The 13,511-nt window shown below is 71.7% G+C and carries 15 protein-coding genes; 11 read left to right on the top strand and 4 right to left on the bottom strand.

Annotation, left to right across the window (positions count from 1 at the left end):
• The first annotated feature begins 60 nt into the window (after positions 1-60).
• Positions 61-825 (top strand): SDR family oxidoreductase, encoded by a 765-nt coding sequence (locus HUW46_RS05130; RefSeq protein WP_215546175.1) that lies wholly within the window; start codon positions 61-63, stop codon positions 823-825.
• On the opposite strand, the gene HUW46_RS05125 is transcribed toward HUW46_RS05130, so the two are convergent.
• Both HUW46_RS05125 and HUW46_RS05120 read right to left on the bottom strand, forming a co-directional pair.
• Positions 822-1,532, bottom strand: coding sequence for a class I SAM-dependent methyltransferase (locus HUW46_RS05125; RefSeq protein ID WP_215546174.1), 711 nt, complete (start codon positions 1,530-1,532; stop codon positions 822-824). The two genes, HUW46_RS05130 and HUW46_RS05125, sit on opposite strands and share 4 nt — an antisense overlap.
• A 71-nt stretch (positions 1,533-1,603) precedes the next feature.
• Entirely contained in the window at positions 1,604-2,746 is a 1,143-nt protein-coding gene (locus HUW46_RS05120) for an ROK family transcriptional regulator (protein WP_254125811.1), read from the bottom strand.
• Between the two features lie 75 nt (positions 2,747-2,821).
• Between HUW46_RS05120 and HUW46_RS05115 the strand changes: the two genes are divergently transcribed.
• The 10 genes from HUW46_RS05115 (at position 2,822) to HUW46_RS05070 (ending at position 11,296) form a co-directional block, all read left to right on the top strand.
• Complete coding sequence (locus HUW46_RS05115; protein ID WP_215546173.1) at positions 2,822-4,117, top strand: ABC transporter substrate-binding protein; 1,296 nt, start codon at positions 2,822-2,824, stop codon at positions 4,115-4,117.
• On the top strand, positions 4,118-4,969 hold the full coding sequence (locus HUW46_RS05110; RefSeq protein WP_215546172.1) for a carbohydrate ABC transporter permease: 852 nt from the start codon (positions 4,118-4,120) through the stop codon (positions 4,967-4,969).
• Entirely contained in the window at positions 4,966-5,811 is an 846-nt protein-coding gene (locus HUW46_RS05105) for a carbohydrate ABC transporter permease (RefSeq protein WP_215546171.1), read from the top strand. The genes HUW46_RS05110 and HUW46_RS05105 overlap by 4 nt, the downstream gene beginning before the upstream one ends.
• 18 nt (positions 5,812-5,829) lie before the next feature.
• A complete protein-coding gene (locus tag HUW46_RS05100) occupies positions 5,830-6,897 on the top strand; it encodes an ABC transporter ATP-binding protein (RefSeq protein WP_215546170.1) in 1,068 nt (355 codons plus the stop codon).
• Entirely contained in the window at positions 6,894-8,234 is a 1,341-nt protein-coding gene (ggh, locus tag HUW46_RS05095) for a glucosylglycerate hydrolase (RefSeq protein WP_215546169.1), read from the top strand. Before HUW46_RS05100 ends, ggh begins: the two co-directional genes overlap by 4 nt.
• Before the next feature lie 65 nt (positions 8,235-8,299).
• On the top strand, positions 8,300-9,547 hold the full coding sequence (locus HUW46_RS05090; protein ID WP_215546168.1) for an SGNH/GDSL hydrolase family protein: 1,248 nt from the start codon (positions 8,300-8,302) through the stop codon (positions 9,545-9,547).
• Between the two features lie 102 nt (positions 9,548-9,649).
• Positions 9,650-10,042, top strand: coding sequence for a MerR family transcriptional regulator (locus HUW46_RS05085; protein ID WP_215546167.1), 393 nt, complete (start codon positions 9,650-9,652; stop codon positions 10,040-10,042).
• A gap of 11 nt (positions 10,043-10,053) precedes the next feature.
• The gene (gene trxA / locus HUW46_RS05080) at positions 10,054-10,401 is read left to right on the top strand and encodes a thioredoxin (RefSeq protein ID WP_215546166.1); all 348 of its coding nucleotides are present in this window, start codon (positions 10,054-10,056) and stop codon (positions 10,399-10,401) included.
• 45 nt (positions 10,402-10,446) lie between these two features.
• On the top strand, positions 10,447-10,875 hold the full coding sequence (locus HUW46_RS05075) for a helix-turn-helix transcriptional regulator (protein WP_215546165.1): 429 nt from the start codon (positions 10,447-10,449) through the stop codon (positions 10,873-10,875).
• A 10-nt stretch (positions 10,876-10,885) separates the two neighbouring features.
• Entirely contained in the window at positions 10,886-11,296 is a 411-nt protein-coding gene (locus HUW46_RS05070; protein ID WP_215546164.1) for a VOC family protein, read from the top strand.
• Positions 11,297-11,300: 4 nt separating this feature from the next.
• Here the strand turns inward: HUW46_RS05070 and HUW46_RS05065 are convergent, their stop codons facing one another.
• Both HUW46_RS05065 and HUW46_RS05060 read right to left on the bottom strand, forming a co-directional pair.
• Positions 11,301-12,008 carry an RraA family protein gene (locus tag HUW46_RS05065; RefSeq protein ID WP_215546163.1) on the bottom strand — a complete coding sequence of 236 codons (708 nt, stop codon included), beginning with the start codon at positions 12,006-12,008 and terminating at the stop codon, positions 11,301-11,303.
• Positions 12,009-12,041: 33 nt separating this feature from the next.
• Positions 12,042-13,466: an MFS transporter gene (locus HUW46_RS05060; RefSeq protein WP_215546162.1), complete on the bottom strand. Its 1,425-nt coding sequence runs from the start codon at positions 13,464-13,466 to the stop codon at positions 12,042-12,044.
• Between the last annotated feature and the right edge of the window lie 45 nt (positions 13,467-13,511).

Raw genomic sequence — 13,511 nt, 5'->3', positions numbered from 1 at the left:
CGCGAATCCCCCGATAAGCGCTCTCTGCCTCCGCCCCGCCCCTGGGGTGAAACTCGAGGCATGGACATCTCCGGAAACACGATCTTCATTCCCGGCTCGACCAGCGGCATCGGCCTCGCCCTCGCGGTCGAGCTGCAGGCGAAGGGCAACACGGTCATCGTCGGCGGGCGCCGCACCGAACTGCTCGAGCGCATCGCCGCCGAGCACCCCGGTCTCGACACCGTGCGAATCGACACCGCTGATCCCGCGAGCATCGAAGCGGCCACCAAGGAGGTGCTGGCGCGGCACCCCGGCCTGAACGTGCTGGTGCCGATGGCGGGCATCATGCGCGTCGAGGACTGGCACCGGCCCGAGTCGTTCCTGGACTCGGCGGAGTCGATCGTCACCACCAACGTGCTCGGCCCGATCCGGCTCATCGCCGCGTTCATCGAGCACCTGCGGGCCCAGCCGGACGCCACCATCCTCACGGTCTCGTCGGGACTGGCGTTCGCGCCGCTGAAGGTCACGCCCAGCTACAACGCCTCGAAGGCGGCGATCCACATGCTCAGCGAGTCGATCAGGCTGCAACTGGCCGACACGAGCGTGCGGGTCGTCGAACTCCTGCCGCCCGCCGTGCGCACCGACCTGATGCCGGGCCAGGCGGAAAGCGAGTTCGCGATGCCGCTCGACGAGTTCGTCGACGAGGTCGTCACGTTGCTGGAACAGCAGCCGGACGCCACCGAGATCCAGGTGGAGCGGGTCAAGTTCCTCCGCTACGGAGAGGTTCGCGGCGACTACGACCAGGTTGTCGCCACCCTGAACGCCGCTGACCCGCACGGCGACTAGGGCGTGCACTTCCTCGCGCTGAAGACGGCGAACGGCGGGTCGGCGAGCAGCGCGGCCCAGTAGTCACGGCCGCGTTCCAGCAACGCCTCGGGCGGCACGATCGCGTCGTGCCGTTCGAGGTCGGTGAGCCCGGCGCGCACGAGCGCCGCTTCGACGACGCCACGGCACAGCACGAAGTCCTCGAACTCGACCGCCGGATCGGCCCTGACCAGTGTGGTCACCGCCAGCCGATGGTCGGAGGCGGCGCCCTCGGTGACGGAAAACCCGTACCGCTCCTGGGTTTCCGACTGGTTTCGCTCGGCGACCAGCACGACCAGGGTGCCTCCCGCGGCGAGGTTCGCGGTGAGCCCGCGAAGAACGCGATCCAGCTCGTCCTCGTCCTCAGTGGCCCCGAGCACCCTGATCGCGACCACGATGTCGAACTTTCCCAGTACCGGCAGGGAAAACAGGGCGTGCGTCTCGTACGACACGCCTTCGGGGTCGTGTTCTTCGATGTTCTGGGCACGCGAAACGAGTTCCCGTGCCGGGTCGACGCCGACCACCCTGCCCGCGCCGAGCGCGCGGTACGCGCGGGGGTACCGGCCGGTGCCACAGCCCACGTCTAGCACCGAACGGCCGCGGATGTCGGGCAGCGCGGCGAGGACCGTGCCCTGTTCCGCCTGCCCCAGCGGGAGGTGCCACGTGCGTTCGTGCGGTCTTCCCGGCATCAGCGCCCCCCGAAGTCCACTCCGAGTCCGCCAGGACAGTAGCCCTCGCGCGCCACACTGGCAGCCGCCGTTCAGAGCATCGCGTCCACCGAGGACGGGGAGAACACCTCATCGGCGACCAGACCCGCGAGCCCGGCGAGGGTGGTGTTTTCGCCGCCCGCGCACGCTTCCACGCTCAGCCCGTCGACGGCGCTGGTGTGCGCGCCCGCGTCGACGACTTCCCGCAGCCCCGCGACGAACGGGTCGAGCACCCCGATCGCGCCGCCGATCCGGACCAGCCGGGGGTTGACGATCGTGACCACGGTGGCGAGCACGGTGCCGACGAGCTTGCCCGCGTCGGCCACCGCGCGCACCGCGACCCGATCGCCCGCGCGCACGCGGCGCACGACATCGGCCGCGGAGCGCACCCCGTGCGGCCGGAGATCGCGCACCACGGCCCTGCCGCTCGCGATGGCCGACACGCAGCCGCGCCGCCCGCAGTCGCAGCGCCGGTCGTCGCCTTCGATCCGGATGTGCCCGATTTCGCCGGCGCACCCGGTTTCGCCGCGGTGCACGCGCCCGGAGATCACCATGCCCGCGCCGATCCCGGTGCCGACCTTCACCCCGACGAGCGCGGATTCGGGGCGGCCCAGCGCGCAGTAGGCGCCGAAGGTGAGCGCGTTCGCGTCGTTTTCGAGCACCACCGGCACGTTTAGCGTGGACGCGAACCCGGCGCGCAGGTCGACACCCGTCCAGCCGGGCATGGTCGGCGGCGCGATGGTCGTGCCGCGTCCGTGGTCAAGCTGGCCCGGCACGCTGAGGCCGACCGCGCACAGGCTCGCCCGTGAGCCGGAGTCCGCGAGCAGCCGCGTGCCCGCGCCGAGCAGCCGCGCGAGCGCGTCGGCGGGCGGTTCTTTCGGCGGCATCGGGTGTTCGGACCGCGCCAGCACGGCGCCGCGCAGGTCGGTGACCGCGAGCGTGGCGTGGCTCTGGCCGATTTCCGCGACGAGCGCGGTCCGCCCGATGTCGTCGACGGCGAGCGTTTCGGCGGGCCTGCCGCCGCTGGACGCGCGATATCCGGCCTGCCGCAGCAACCCGAGCCTGCCGAGCGCGTCGAGCCGTTCCACCATGGTGACGCGGGAGATCCCGACGCGGTCCTGGAGTTCCTGCCGGGTCATCGGCCCGTGCGCGCGGAGCACCGCGAGCACGTGGCCGGGCGAAGTGGTCGCCAGCACCGGATTGACACCTCCCTCGTCCGGACTTATGTTCAGTTCCCGAACAGAAGGGTAGACCAACCCGGGGGAGCAGGGATGCGGTCGGTGTCGCGGCGGGCGGTGCTCGCGGGTGCGCTCGGCGCGTTCGCTGGCGGCTGCACCGGGTTCGCGACCACGGGCACGACCGGGATGGTGTTCCTGTCCACCCAGTTCCGGCCGGTCGCCGAGGCGGAGCGGTTCCGCGGCGTGCTCGCGCGCACGGTGCCGGACCAGGTTTCCTACGTGACGGTGGAGGAGGGGCCGTTCGCCACGCAGGTGCGCAGCCAGGTCGACGCGGGTGCCACGCGGGTCGGCCTGCTCGGCGGCGTGCACGGCGATCTCGCGCCGCTCGCGGGTGGCTACCTCGAAGACGTCACCGCGGTCGCGGACGGCTTGCGCGACCGCGGTTTCTCGGCCGAGCACCTGGCGCTCGCGAAGGTTGGCACCGATCGCGCGTGGTACGTGCCGTGGGCACAGGCGACGTTCGTCCTCGCCGCGCACGCCGACGCGCTGCAGCACCTCCCGCCCGGTGCCGACGTCGACGCGCTGAGCTACGACCAGTTCCTGGACTGGGCGATCGCGGCGCGCCGCGCGAACGGCAACCGGCCGGTGCTCGGGCTGCCCGCCGGGCCGAAGGGACTGCTGCACCGGTTCCTTCAGGGATATCTGCTGCCCTCGTTCACCGGCGGGCAGATCACCGCGTTCCGGTCGCCGGAGGCGGTGCGCGCGTGGCAGTACCTCCGCGAGCTGTGGGCGAACTGCGCCCCGGCGAGCACCACCTACGACTTCATGCAGGAACCGCTGGCCGCGCGGGAGGTCTCGATCGCGTGGGACCACGTGGTGCGGCTGGCTTCGGCGCCCGAACGCGATCCGGCGAACTGGCGAATGGCGCCAGCGCCGCGCGGGAACGCCGGGCTCGGGTACATGGCGGTCGTGCTCGGGCTCGCGATCCCCAAGGGCAGTACCGATCCCGAGCTGGCGAAGAAGGTCATCGGCGCGTTCTCGCGTCCGCAGGCGCAGGCGGATCTCTTGCGCGCCAACGGGTTCTTCCCCGTGCTGAGCGGCGACCTTCCCGACGGCCTGCCGCCCGCGATCACGTTGCAGGCGGCCGCGGTCGGGCGCCAGCGCCGCGCCGCCGGTGCGATCCTGTCGCTGCCGCCGGTCGGCCTCGGTAGCCGCGAAGGCGAGGTCACCAAGGCGTTCAAGGACAGCTTCCGGTCCATCATCCTCGACGGCGCCGATATCCAGTCCACATTGGACGCGCAGGCCAAGGTGCTGAACGGGGTGCTCGCCGATCTCAGAACCCCGTGCTGGGCACCGGATCCGCCGTCACCGGTCTGCGAGGTGGCCTAGATGGGGGCCGTTCGCCGGTTTTCGGGGTCGCCGTGGCTGTTGCTGTTGCCCTCGATCGTGCTGCTTGTCCTGCTCTTCGGGTGGCCGCTCGCCCAGGGCGTGCTCGCGGCGTTCCGCGACGGTGACGGGTTCACGCTCGCGCACTGGGAACGGCTCTTCGGCGACCCGTACTTCCTGCGGGCGCTGCGCAACACGGTGCTGCTGATCGTGATCGTGGTCCCGGTGCAGCTCGTGCTGGCCACCGGGATGGCCCTGCTGACGCAGGCGCGGCCGAGGTTCCTGCGCACGCACTTCGCGATCTGGTGCGTCCCGCTCGCGGTGTCCGAACTCGCCGCGGGACTGGTCTGGCTCTCGATCTTCACCGACCGCGGCTACCTCAACTCGCTGCTCGTTTCGCTGGGGTTGAGCGAGAACGGGGTTTCGTGGCTCGGGTACCAGAACACGGCTTCGATGCTGTTCGTGGTGGTGGTCGCCGAGGTGTGGCGCGCGACCTCGCTGGTGTTCGTGATCCTCGTCGCGGGCGTGCAGGTGATCCCGCGCGACTTCGACGAGGCCGCGCAGGTCTTCGGCGCGTCGGCGTGGCAACGGCTGTGGCAGGTGACGATCCCGCTGCTGACCCCGAGCCTGCGGGTCGCGCTGATCCTGCGGACGATCCTCGCGCTGCAGGCGTTCGCCGTGGCGCAGGCGCTGACCGGGCGCGATTTCCCGCTGCTGGTCGGGGAGACCTACCAGTGGTACGTGAACCTGCAGAACCCGGCGGTGGCGAGCGCGGTGGCACTGGTCGTGCTGGTGCTTTCCCTTGGCAGCGCGGCCTTCTACCTGCGGGCGATGCGCGGGCAGGAGGCACGATGAGCGCGCTTCCCCCGGTCGACCCGCGCCCGCTGCGGCGGAGGCGCCGCCGTGCCGCGCTCGCGCAGACCGCCTGCGTGCTGGTGACGGTGTTCATGGCGCTGCCGATCGTGCTGGTCGGCCTCGCCGCGTTCTCCTCGCCCGAAGCGCTCGACGAGTTCCCGAAGTCGTTGGTGCCCAGTCATTTCTCGACGGCGACGCTGGCCGCCTTCTTCGGCGGCACCGGGACGATCCCGGCCTTCGGCAACTCGATGCTCGCCGGGGTGTACACGGTGCTCGCGTCGCTGGCGCTCGGCGGACCGGCCGGATACGCCTTGGCGCGCAAGGCGTTCCGCGGCCGTGACGCGTACCAGGTGTTCGTGCTGCTGGTGCGCGCGCTGCCGATCGTGGTGCTGTCGGTTCCGCTGGCCACGCTGTTCCTGCGCTTCGGCGTCTACGACACGGTGTTTTCGGTGACGCTGCTGCACACCGCGCTCGCGCTGCCCACCACGGTGCTGATCACCGCGAGCATTTTCGTGTCCGTGCCCGCGGATCTCGAAGAGGCGGCGAAGGTGTTCGGCTGCGGCCGGTTCGAGGCGGTGCGCAGGGTGGTGCTGCCGCTCGCGCTGCCGGGTCTCGCGGCGTCGTCGATCTTCACGTTCGTGCTGTCGTGGAACGAGGTTCTCGGCGCGGCGGTGATCACGCTCGGCCACCGGACGCTGCCCGCGCAGGTGCTGGCCGCGCTCGCCGAGGCGCCCCAGTCGTACCGGTTCGCGGGCGGGTTCGCGCTCGTGGTGCCCGCGCTGTTGTTCATCCTCGTGATGCGCCGGTATCTGGTGAACATGTGGGGGACGACGCTGCGATGAAGCAGGGGAGGAGGGCACGTGGCTGATCTCGTGCTGCACGAGCTCGTCAAGACCTATCCGGGCCAGGCCGAGCGGGCGACCGACGCGGTCTCGCTCGAAGTCGCCGACGGCGAGTTCATGGTGCTGCTCGGCCCGTCCGGCTGCGGCAAGACGACGTTGCTGCGCATGGTCGCCGGGCTGGAGACCCCGGACTCCGGGCAGGTCGTGCTCGGCGGCCGCGACGTCACCTACCTCGAACCGCGGCACCGCAACCTGTCCATGGTCTTCCAGTCCTACGCGGTGTTCCCGCACCGGAAGGTCGCCGACAACATCGGCTTCGGGTTGAAGGTGCGGGGCGTGCCCGCGGACGAGGTGCGCCGCAAGGTCGACTGGGCCGCGGATCTGTTGCAGCTCAAGCCCTATCTCGATCGGCTGCCCGCGAAGCTCTCCGGCGGCCAGCGCCAGCGCGTGGCGGTCGCGCGCGCGATCGTGATGGACGCGGACCTGCTGCTGATGGACGAGCCGCTGTCCAATTTGGACGCCCTGCTGCGGCTGTCGTTCCGCGCGGAGCTGAAGAAGCTCGTCGGCGAGCTCGGCACCACCACGCTGTACGTCACGCACGACCAGGTCGAAGCGCTGTCGCTGGGGGACCGGGTGGCGGTGCTGCGCGGCGGCCGGATCGCGCAGTGCGGCGCGCCGGTCGCGGTGTACGACGATCCGGCGGACGAGTTCGTCGGCGGGTTCCTCGGCAGCCCGCCGATGAACTTCCTGGCCGGCCGCGTGACCGAGGACGGGACCGTCGACCTCGGCGGCCAGTCAGTGCCCGCACCCGAGTTCCTCCGGTCGTACCAAGGGAAACCGGTGACGCTCGGCGTCCGGCCGGAGGCGGTCGAGGCCGGGGCGGGCGATCTGGTCGCCGCGCTCACCGTGCTGGAACCGCTCGGCTCGTCGACCCTGCTGACCGCGGACCTGTGCGGGCAGCGGCTGAAGATCACCGCGCCAGCCGGGTTCGACGCGGACCAGGGAACCGAACTGCGCCTGAGCCTGCCCGCCGCCCGCTGCCGCTGGTACGACCCCGAAACGCGGCTCCGGCTGGAGGACGGATGACGGCCCGCGTCCGCTATTCGCCCGCCACGCTCGCCGCGCGCGCGGCGAAGGTCCTGCGCGACAACGACACCGGCACCGTGATCACCGCCGCGCCCGAGCTGTACCCGCACATGTGGAGCTGGGACGCCGCGTTCATCTCGATCGGGCTCGCGCACGTCGACGTGGACAGGGCGATCGCCGAGCTGGACACGCTGTTCGCCGCGCAGTGGCGCAACGGGATGGTGCCGCACATCGTGTTCACCGCGTCCGAACCGGACGCCGCGTACTTCCCCGGCCCCGACCGCTGGGGCACCGACACGGCCGTCGACGGGCCGGGGCACGTGCGCACGTCGGGGATCTGCCAGCCCCCGGTGCACGCGATCGCGGTGCGCCGCGTGCTCGACATCGCGCGCACGTCCACAGTGGAGGATGCCGCGGCGGCGGCTCGGTTCGCCGCGCGGATCTGGCCCGCGCTGTTCGAGTGGCACCGCTGGCTGGTGGACTACCGGATGCCTGGCGAGAGCGGGCTCGTCGCGATCGTGCACGGCTGGGAGTCCGGAATGGACAACTCGCCGCGCTGGGACGTGCCGTATTCGGGGGTGCGCCCCGGTGCCGGGCTGCTGCCGTACGTGCGCCAGGACCTCGCGCGGGTGGCCGATCCGGTCGAACGGCCGAGCGACGCCGAGTACGACCGCTACCTGTGGCTGATCGAGGAGATGCGCCAGGCGGGGTACGACTCGGCTGAGGTGGTCCGCCGGTCGAGCTTCCTGGTCGGCGATGTGTTCATCACGGCCTTGTTCGCGCTGTCCTGCGAAGTGCTCGCCGGGCTCGGCGACGAAGTGGGCGCCCCGGCCGGGCAGCTCGACCGGCTCCGCGCGTGGGCGAAGAACGCCCGCGAGGCGGTCGCGGCGAGCTGCCACCCGGTGTCCGGGCTCGCCAGGGACCGCGATCTCCGCACCGGCCGGTGGCTCGACACGGAAAGCATCGCCGGGTTTTCCCCGCTGCTGTGCGGGGAAGCCGATGGCCGCCTGCTGTCCACATGGGACAGTGAACGGTGGTGCGGGCACCCCGGCCTGCTCGCGCCGGTGCCGCCGTCGGTTTCGCCCATGCGGCCGGGGTTCAACGCGCGCCAGTACTGGCGGGGGCCGCAGTGGCCGGTGGTGGCCTGGCTGTTCGGCTGGGCGTTCGGGCACGGCGGGAACCGGGACCGGGCGCGGGCGTTGCGCGACGCGGGGCTCAAGCTGACCGGCGACGGTGCGTTCGGCGAGTACTACGAGCCGTTCACCGGGGAACAGCTCGGCAGCCGGAACCAGTCGTGGACCGCGGCCGTGGTGCTCGACTGGCTCTGCGCGTTATGATCCGCGCCGGATTGTCGGTGCCCGGCGCTACGATCCGACCCATCGGAACGACGGATGGGGTGGACATGAAACTTGGCAGGAGACTGCTGGCGGTGGCGAGTGCCGCCGTGCTGACGACGGGCCTGCTCGGGGCGACGACGGCGGAGGCCGCGCCCGCCGGGCTCGGACTGTGGACGGGGACTTGGGCGTCCTCGCCGCAGGCGCCGGGCACCGGGCTGGGGGAGAACTGGTCGGTGCAGGGGTTCGCGGAGCAGAGCGTGCGCCAGATAGCGCGCCTGAGCGCGGGCGGGCCCGCCGTGCGGGTCCGGCTCGCCAACACCTACGGCAAGGCGCCGCTGCGCGTCACCGGTGCCACGGTGGCCCGTTCCGGCGAGGGGGCCGCGGTGCGCGAGGGCACGGTGCGCCCGCTCACCTTCGGGCTGGCGCGGTCGGTGGCGATCCCGGCGGGCGGGGAGATCGTGAGCGATCCCGCGCTGCTGCCGGTCTCACCGCTCGACCGGCTCACCGTCACGCTGTACTTCGCGGCGCCGACCGGCCCGGTCACCTTCCACGCGATGACCAACGCGGCGTCGTACCGGGCGCAGGGCGACCGCACTGCCGATACCGGCGCCGCCGCCTTCACCGACATTTCCGCGTCGGGGTACCTCCTGAGCGGGATCGACGTGCTGGGGCCGCCGCTGGTGCGGGACACCGTGGTCGCCTTCGGCGACTCGATCACCGAGGGTTATGGGTCCACTGTGGACGAGAACCGGCGCTACCCCGACCGGCTCGCCGAGCGGTTGCACGGGCGCTTCGGCGTGCTGAACGAAGGCATCGGCGGTAACCGCGTGCTGAACGATTCGACATGCTTCGGGGAGAAGGCCACCGCGCGGTTCGAGCGCGACGTCGTCGAGCGGCCGGACGTGCGGTCGGTGATCGTGCTCGAAGGGATCAACGACATCGGCTCCAGCGCGACCGCGATCGGCGACTGCTTCGTGCCGAACCCGGAGGTGACCGCGGAGCAGCTGATCGCCGGGCACCGCGAGCTGATCAAGAAGGCGCACGCGAAGGGCATCAAGGCGATCGGCGCCACGCTGACGCCGTTCGTGGGGGCGGGCTACTACACCGAGCGCGGTGAAGCGGTCCGGAAGGCGCTCAACGAGTGGATCCGGACCTCGGGCGAGTACGACGCCGTGGCCGATTACGACCGCGCGCTCGGTGACCCGGCGAACCCGGACCGGCTGCTCGCCGCCTACGACAGCGGTGACCACCTGCACCCGAGCGACGCGGGATACGAGGCGATGGCGGCCGCCGTGCGGCTCGCCGACCTCTGATCGACTCGGCGCCGCGCCGGGTTCCTGCGCACCCGTGCGGCGCCGGTTTCCTTCCCCGGTCGAGCTTTCCTTGACCTCGGCGTCAACGTTTACGCTCGGTCCATGCGGATCAGCGAGCTCGCGAAGCGGACCGGGACGACCGCCCGCGCACTGCGGTTCTACGAGGCACAGGGCCTGCTCGAAGCGGGCCGCTCGGCCAACGGCTACCGGGACTACGGCGAGCGGGACTACCGGCTCGTCACCGAGATCCAGACGCTGCAGGCCATCGGTTTCAGCCTCGACGAGACCCGCCCGTTCGTGGAGTGCCTGCGCGCCGGGCACGAAACCGGTGACTCGTGCGCCGATTCGATCGAGGTCTACGAGCGCAAGCTCGCCGAGGTCGACGCGCTGCTCGGCAGGCTCGGCGATGTCCGCGCGAGCCTGCTGGCGAAGCTCGCCGAGGCGCTCGCGAAACAGCCCGATCCGTGCCGCGTCCCCGTCGCGGGGACCGAGTGAAGGAGCGATCCATGTCGACCACCGAACGCACGGCCGAGGTCCTCGCGATCACCGACGAGACCTTCGCCGCGGAGGTGCTGGACCACGGGAAACCGGTGCTGGTGGACTTCTGGGCGCAGTGGTGCCCGCCGTGCCGCATGATCAGCCCGGTACTCGCCGAGATCGCGCGCGAACGCGCCGGTGACCTCACCGTGGTCAGCATCAACACCGACGAGAACCCGGTGACCATGCGGGACTACCGGGTGATGTCGCTGCCGACGATCATGCTGTTCCGCGACGGCGAGCCGGTGCGGGCGTTCGTCGGCGCGCGGCCGAAGGCGCGATTGCTGTCCGAAGTGGACACCGCGCTCGAAGCGTGACCACGCGGTCCGAACACGAGCGGTCACCGGGTGTGGTGTGTGACCATGGAGCGCGTGACCCTCGACGACCTGGTCCGCCTCCGCCGGGCACGGGACCGGATGGACCGCGATTACGCGCAGCCGCTGGACGTGCCCGCGCTCGCGCGCGACGCGCTCATGTCACCGGGCCACTTCTCCCGCAGCTTCCGCGCGGCGTTCGGGGAGACGCCCTACAGCTACCTGATGACCCGCCGGATCGAGCGGGCGAAGGCGCTCCTGCGGCTGGGGGAGCTGTCGGTCACCGAGGTGTGCTTCGCGGTGGGCTGCTCGTCGCTCGGCACGTTCAGCTCACGGTTCAGCGAGCTGGTCGGCGAGAGCCCGAGCGCCTACCGCGCGCGGAACCACGACGCGGGCGCGCCCATCCCGGCGTGCTTCGCGAAGATCCACACGCGACCGATCAGGAATCGAGAAGCGAAGCGCCCGAGCGGCACTTAGTGTCCTTCCCATGGACCTCAAAGTTTCCCACTGCTTCATCGCCGTCGACGACCACGACAAGGCGCTCGAGTTCTACCGCGACGTGCTGGGCCTCGAAGTGCGCAACGACGTCGGCTTCGAGGGCATGCGCTGGGTGACCATGTTCTCGCCGGCGCAGCCGGATCTCGAAATCGTGCTCGAACCGCCGAGCGCCGACCCGAACGCCTCCGACGCCGACCGGGAAGCGCTGACCGAACTCCTCGCCAAGGGCATGCTGCGGGCCGTCCTGTTCGCCAGCGACGACGTCGACGCGACGTTCGAGCGCATCCAGGCCTCGGGCGCGGACGTCGTGCAGGAGCCGATGGACCAGCCCTACGGCGTCCGCGACTGCGCCTTCCGCGACCCGGCGGGCAACCTGCTGCGGTTCAACCAGAAGCGTTGACCCGTCATTCCTCGATCGCGCCGCCGACGGCGCGCAGGTGTTCGCGGAAGGTGAGCGCGGGGCGCTCCCGTCGCGCGGTCAGGTAGGCGTCGAAACCCACCTGGTCGCGCAGGGAGGCCCCGGCGACGATCCGCTCGGCCTGGCGCCGCTCGGTGTCGCGGATGGCTTCGGCCCGCGTCAGCACCTCGCCCGCTTCGGCCAGCGGGACGAACAGCACACCGTCGTCGTCACCGAAGACCACGTCGTCGCGGCCGACCGTCCACTCGCCGACCACGGCGGAGGTCAACGCGTCCGCCGGGCGCTCGCCGACGCTGAGCGGGCCGGTGGGCAGCGAGCCGAGGCTGAACACCGGCAACCCGATCGCGCGGATGTCCGCGCTGTCGCGGTGCAGCCCCCAGATCACCACGCCCGCCACTCCCGCGCCCCTGGCCTCCAGCACGGCCAGGTCCCCGACGCAGCTCTCGTCGAGCCTTCCGCCGTTGTCGACGACCAGCACGTCACCGGGCGCCGCCGAGTCGTAGGCCTCCAAGAACACGTCGACGCTGCCGACGTGCCGAGCGGGAAGGACCCGCCCCGCGATGCGGCCGCCGGGCACCGCGCTGTGCGTTCCCGCGGGCGCGCAGCGCACCGGGACACCGGCGCGAACACATCCGTCGGCGAGGTGGGCGGTCGTCAGTGCATCGAACCGGAGGCGGAGCTCGGCGGAATCCATACCTCGATTCCTACCAACGCGGACCCGCGAGCGCTAAGCCGATTCCGCGGCACACCCGGTAGCGAGCCGCGGGATCCCGAACCACGCGACGAGCCCGCCGAGGGCGAACAGGCCGGCGCCCATCAGCATGCTGTGGTCGAACCCGCGGTCGAGCGCCAGGCGATCGCCCGTGGCGTCCTGGGGCAGCCGGGCGAGTAGCGGCAGCGCGGCGACCACGAGGAGGCCGGCCATTCTGGCTATCCCGTTGTTCACCGCGCCGGCGATGCCGGTGCGGGTGCCGGGGACCGCGGCCAGCACCGTCGCGGTGATCGCCGGGGTCACGAGCGGGATGCCGATGCCGACGAGGACGACGACGGGCAGCACGTCGGTCAGGTAGGTGGCGTTGGTTCCGATCCGGGTGGCGAGCAGCAGAGCCAGCGCGCAGACAGCCGAGCCCGCGGTCAACGGCACGCGCGGGCCGAGCCGCGCGGCGAGGGTCCCGCCCCGGGCGGAGAGCGCCAGGGTGAGCGCGGTCAGCGGCACCATCGCCAGTCCGGTGGCCAGCGCCGAGTACCCGGCGGTGATCTGCAGCTGCATCGGCAGCACGAACATCAGCGCGGCCAGCGCGCCGTACACGAAGAAGGCGGTCAGGTTGGCGGCGCTGAACGGGCGTGACCCGAACATGTCGAGCGGGAGCATCGGCGTCCGGCCCCGGCGCTCGATCCACCAGAACGCGAGCAGGGCGGCGATCCCGACGACCGCCGCCGCTACCGCGGTGCCCGGGTCGCCGCCGCCCTGGGTCAGGGCGTATGTCGTGCCGCCGAGACCGATCGCGGCGGTCGCCGCGCCGAGGACGTCGAACCCGCCGGATCGGGTGCCGGTGTAGCGTTCCGGCACCCGCGCCACCAGCACGACGACCAGTGCCGCGGCGATCGGGACATTGATCAGGAACACCCAGCGCCACCCTGCCGTGTCCACCAGGCCGCCGCCGAGCAGCGGACCCAGCGCGCCCGCGGCCCCGCTCAGCCCCGACCACCACCCGAGCGCCCGGTTGCGGTCGTCGGGGTGGAAGGTGTCCTGGATCAGGGCCAGCGAACCCGGCACCACGAGTGCCCCGCCGATTCCCTGCAGTGCGCGCGCGGCGATCAGCCACTCCGGGGTCGGCGCGAGGCCGCACAGCAGCGAAGCGCAGGCGAACCAGACGGTCCCGGCCAGGTAGATCCGCCTGCGCCCGAACCGGTCTCCCAGCCCGCCACCGAGCAGGATCAACGCCGACAAGGTCAGGGTGAACGCGTTGACCGTCCACTGCAGACTCGCCAGCGACGCGGTGAAATCCCGTTGCAGCGCGGGCAAAGCCACGTTGACGACCGTCGCCTCGAGCAGCACCAGCCCGGAGCCGACGGCCGTGACGACCAGCGTCCACCTCGCCGCCGGATCCGACAGCCGCACGCCTCCGTCCACGCGCGCCGCCCGGGTCACGCCACGGCCTTGGGTGAGTACATCGTCGCTCCCTCGATTCGATGC

This window comes from Amycolatopsis sp. CA-230715, assembly GCF_018736145.1.
In the GTDB taxonomy this organism is placed as follows: domain Bacteria; phylum Actinomycetota; class Actinomycetes; order Mycobacteriales; family Pseudonocardiaceae; genus Amycolatopsis.
This window is presented reverse-complemented; position numbering and strand designations above follow the sequence as displayed.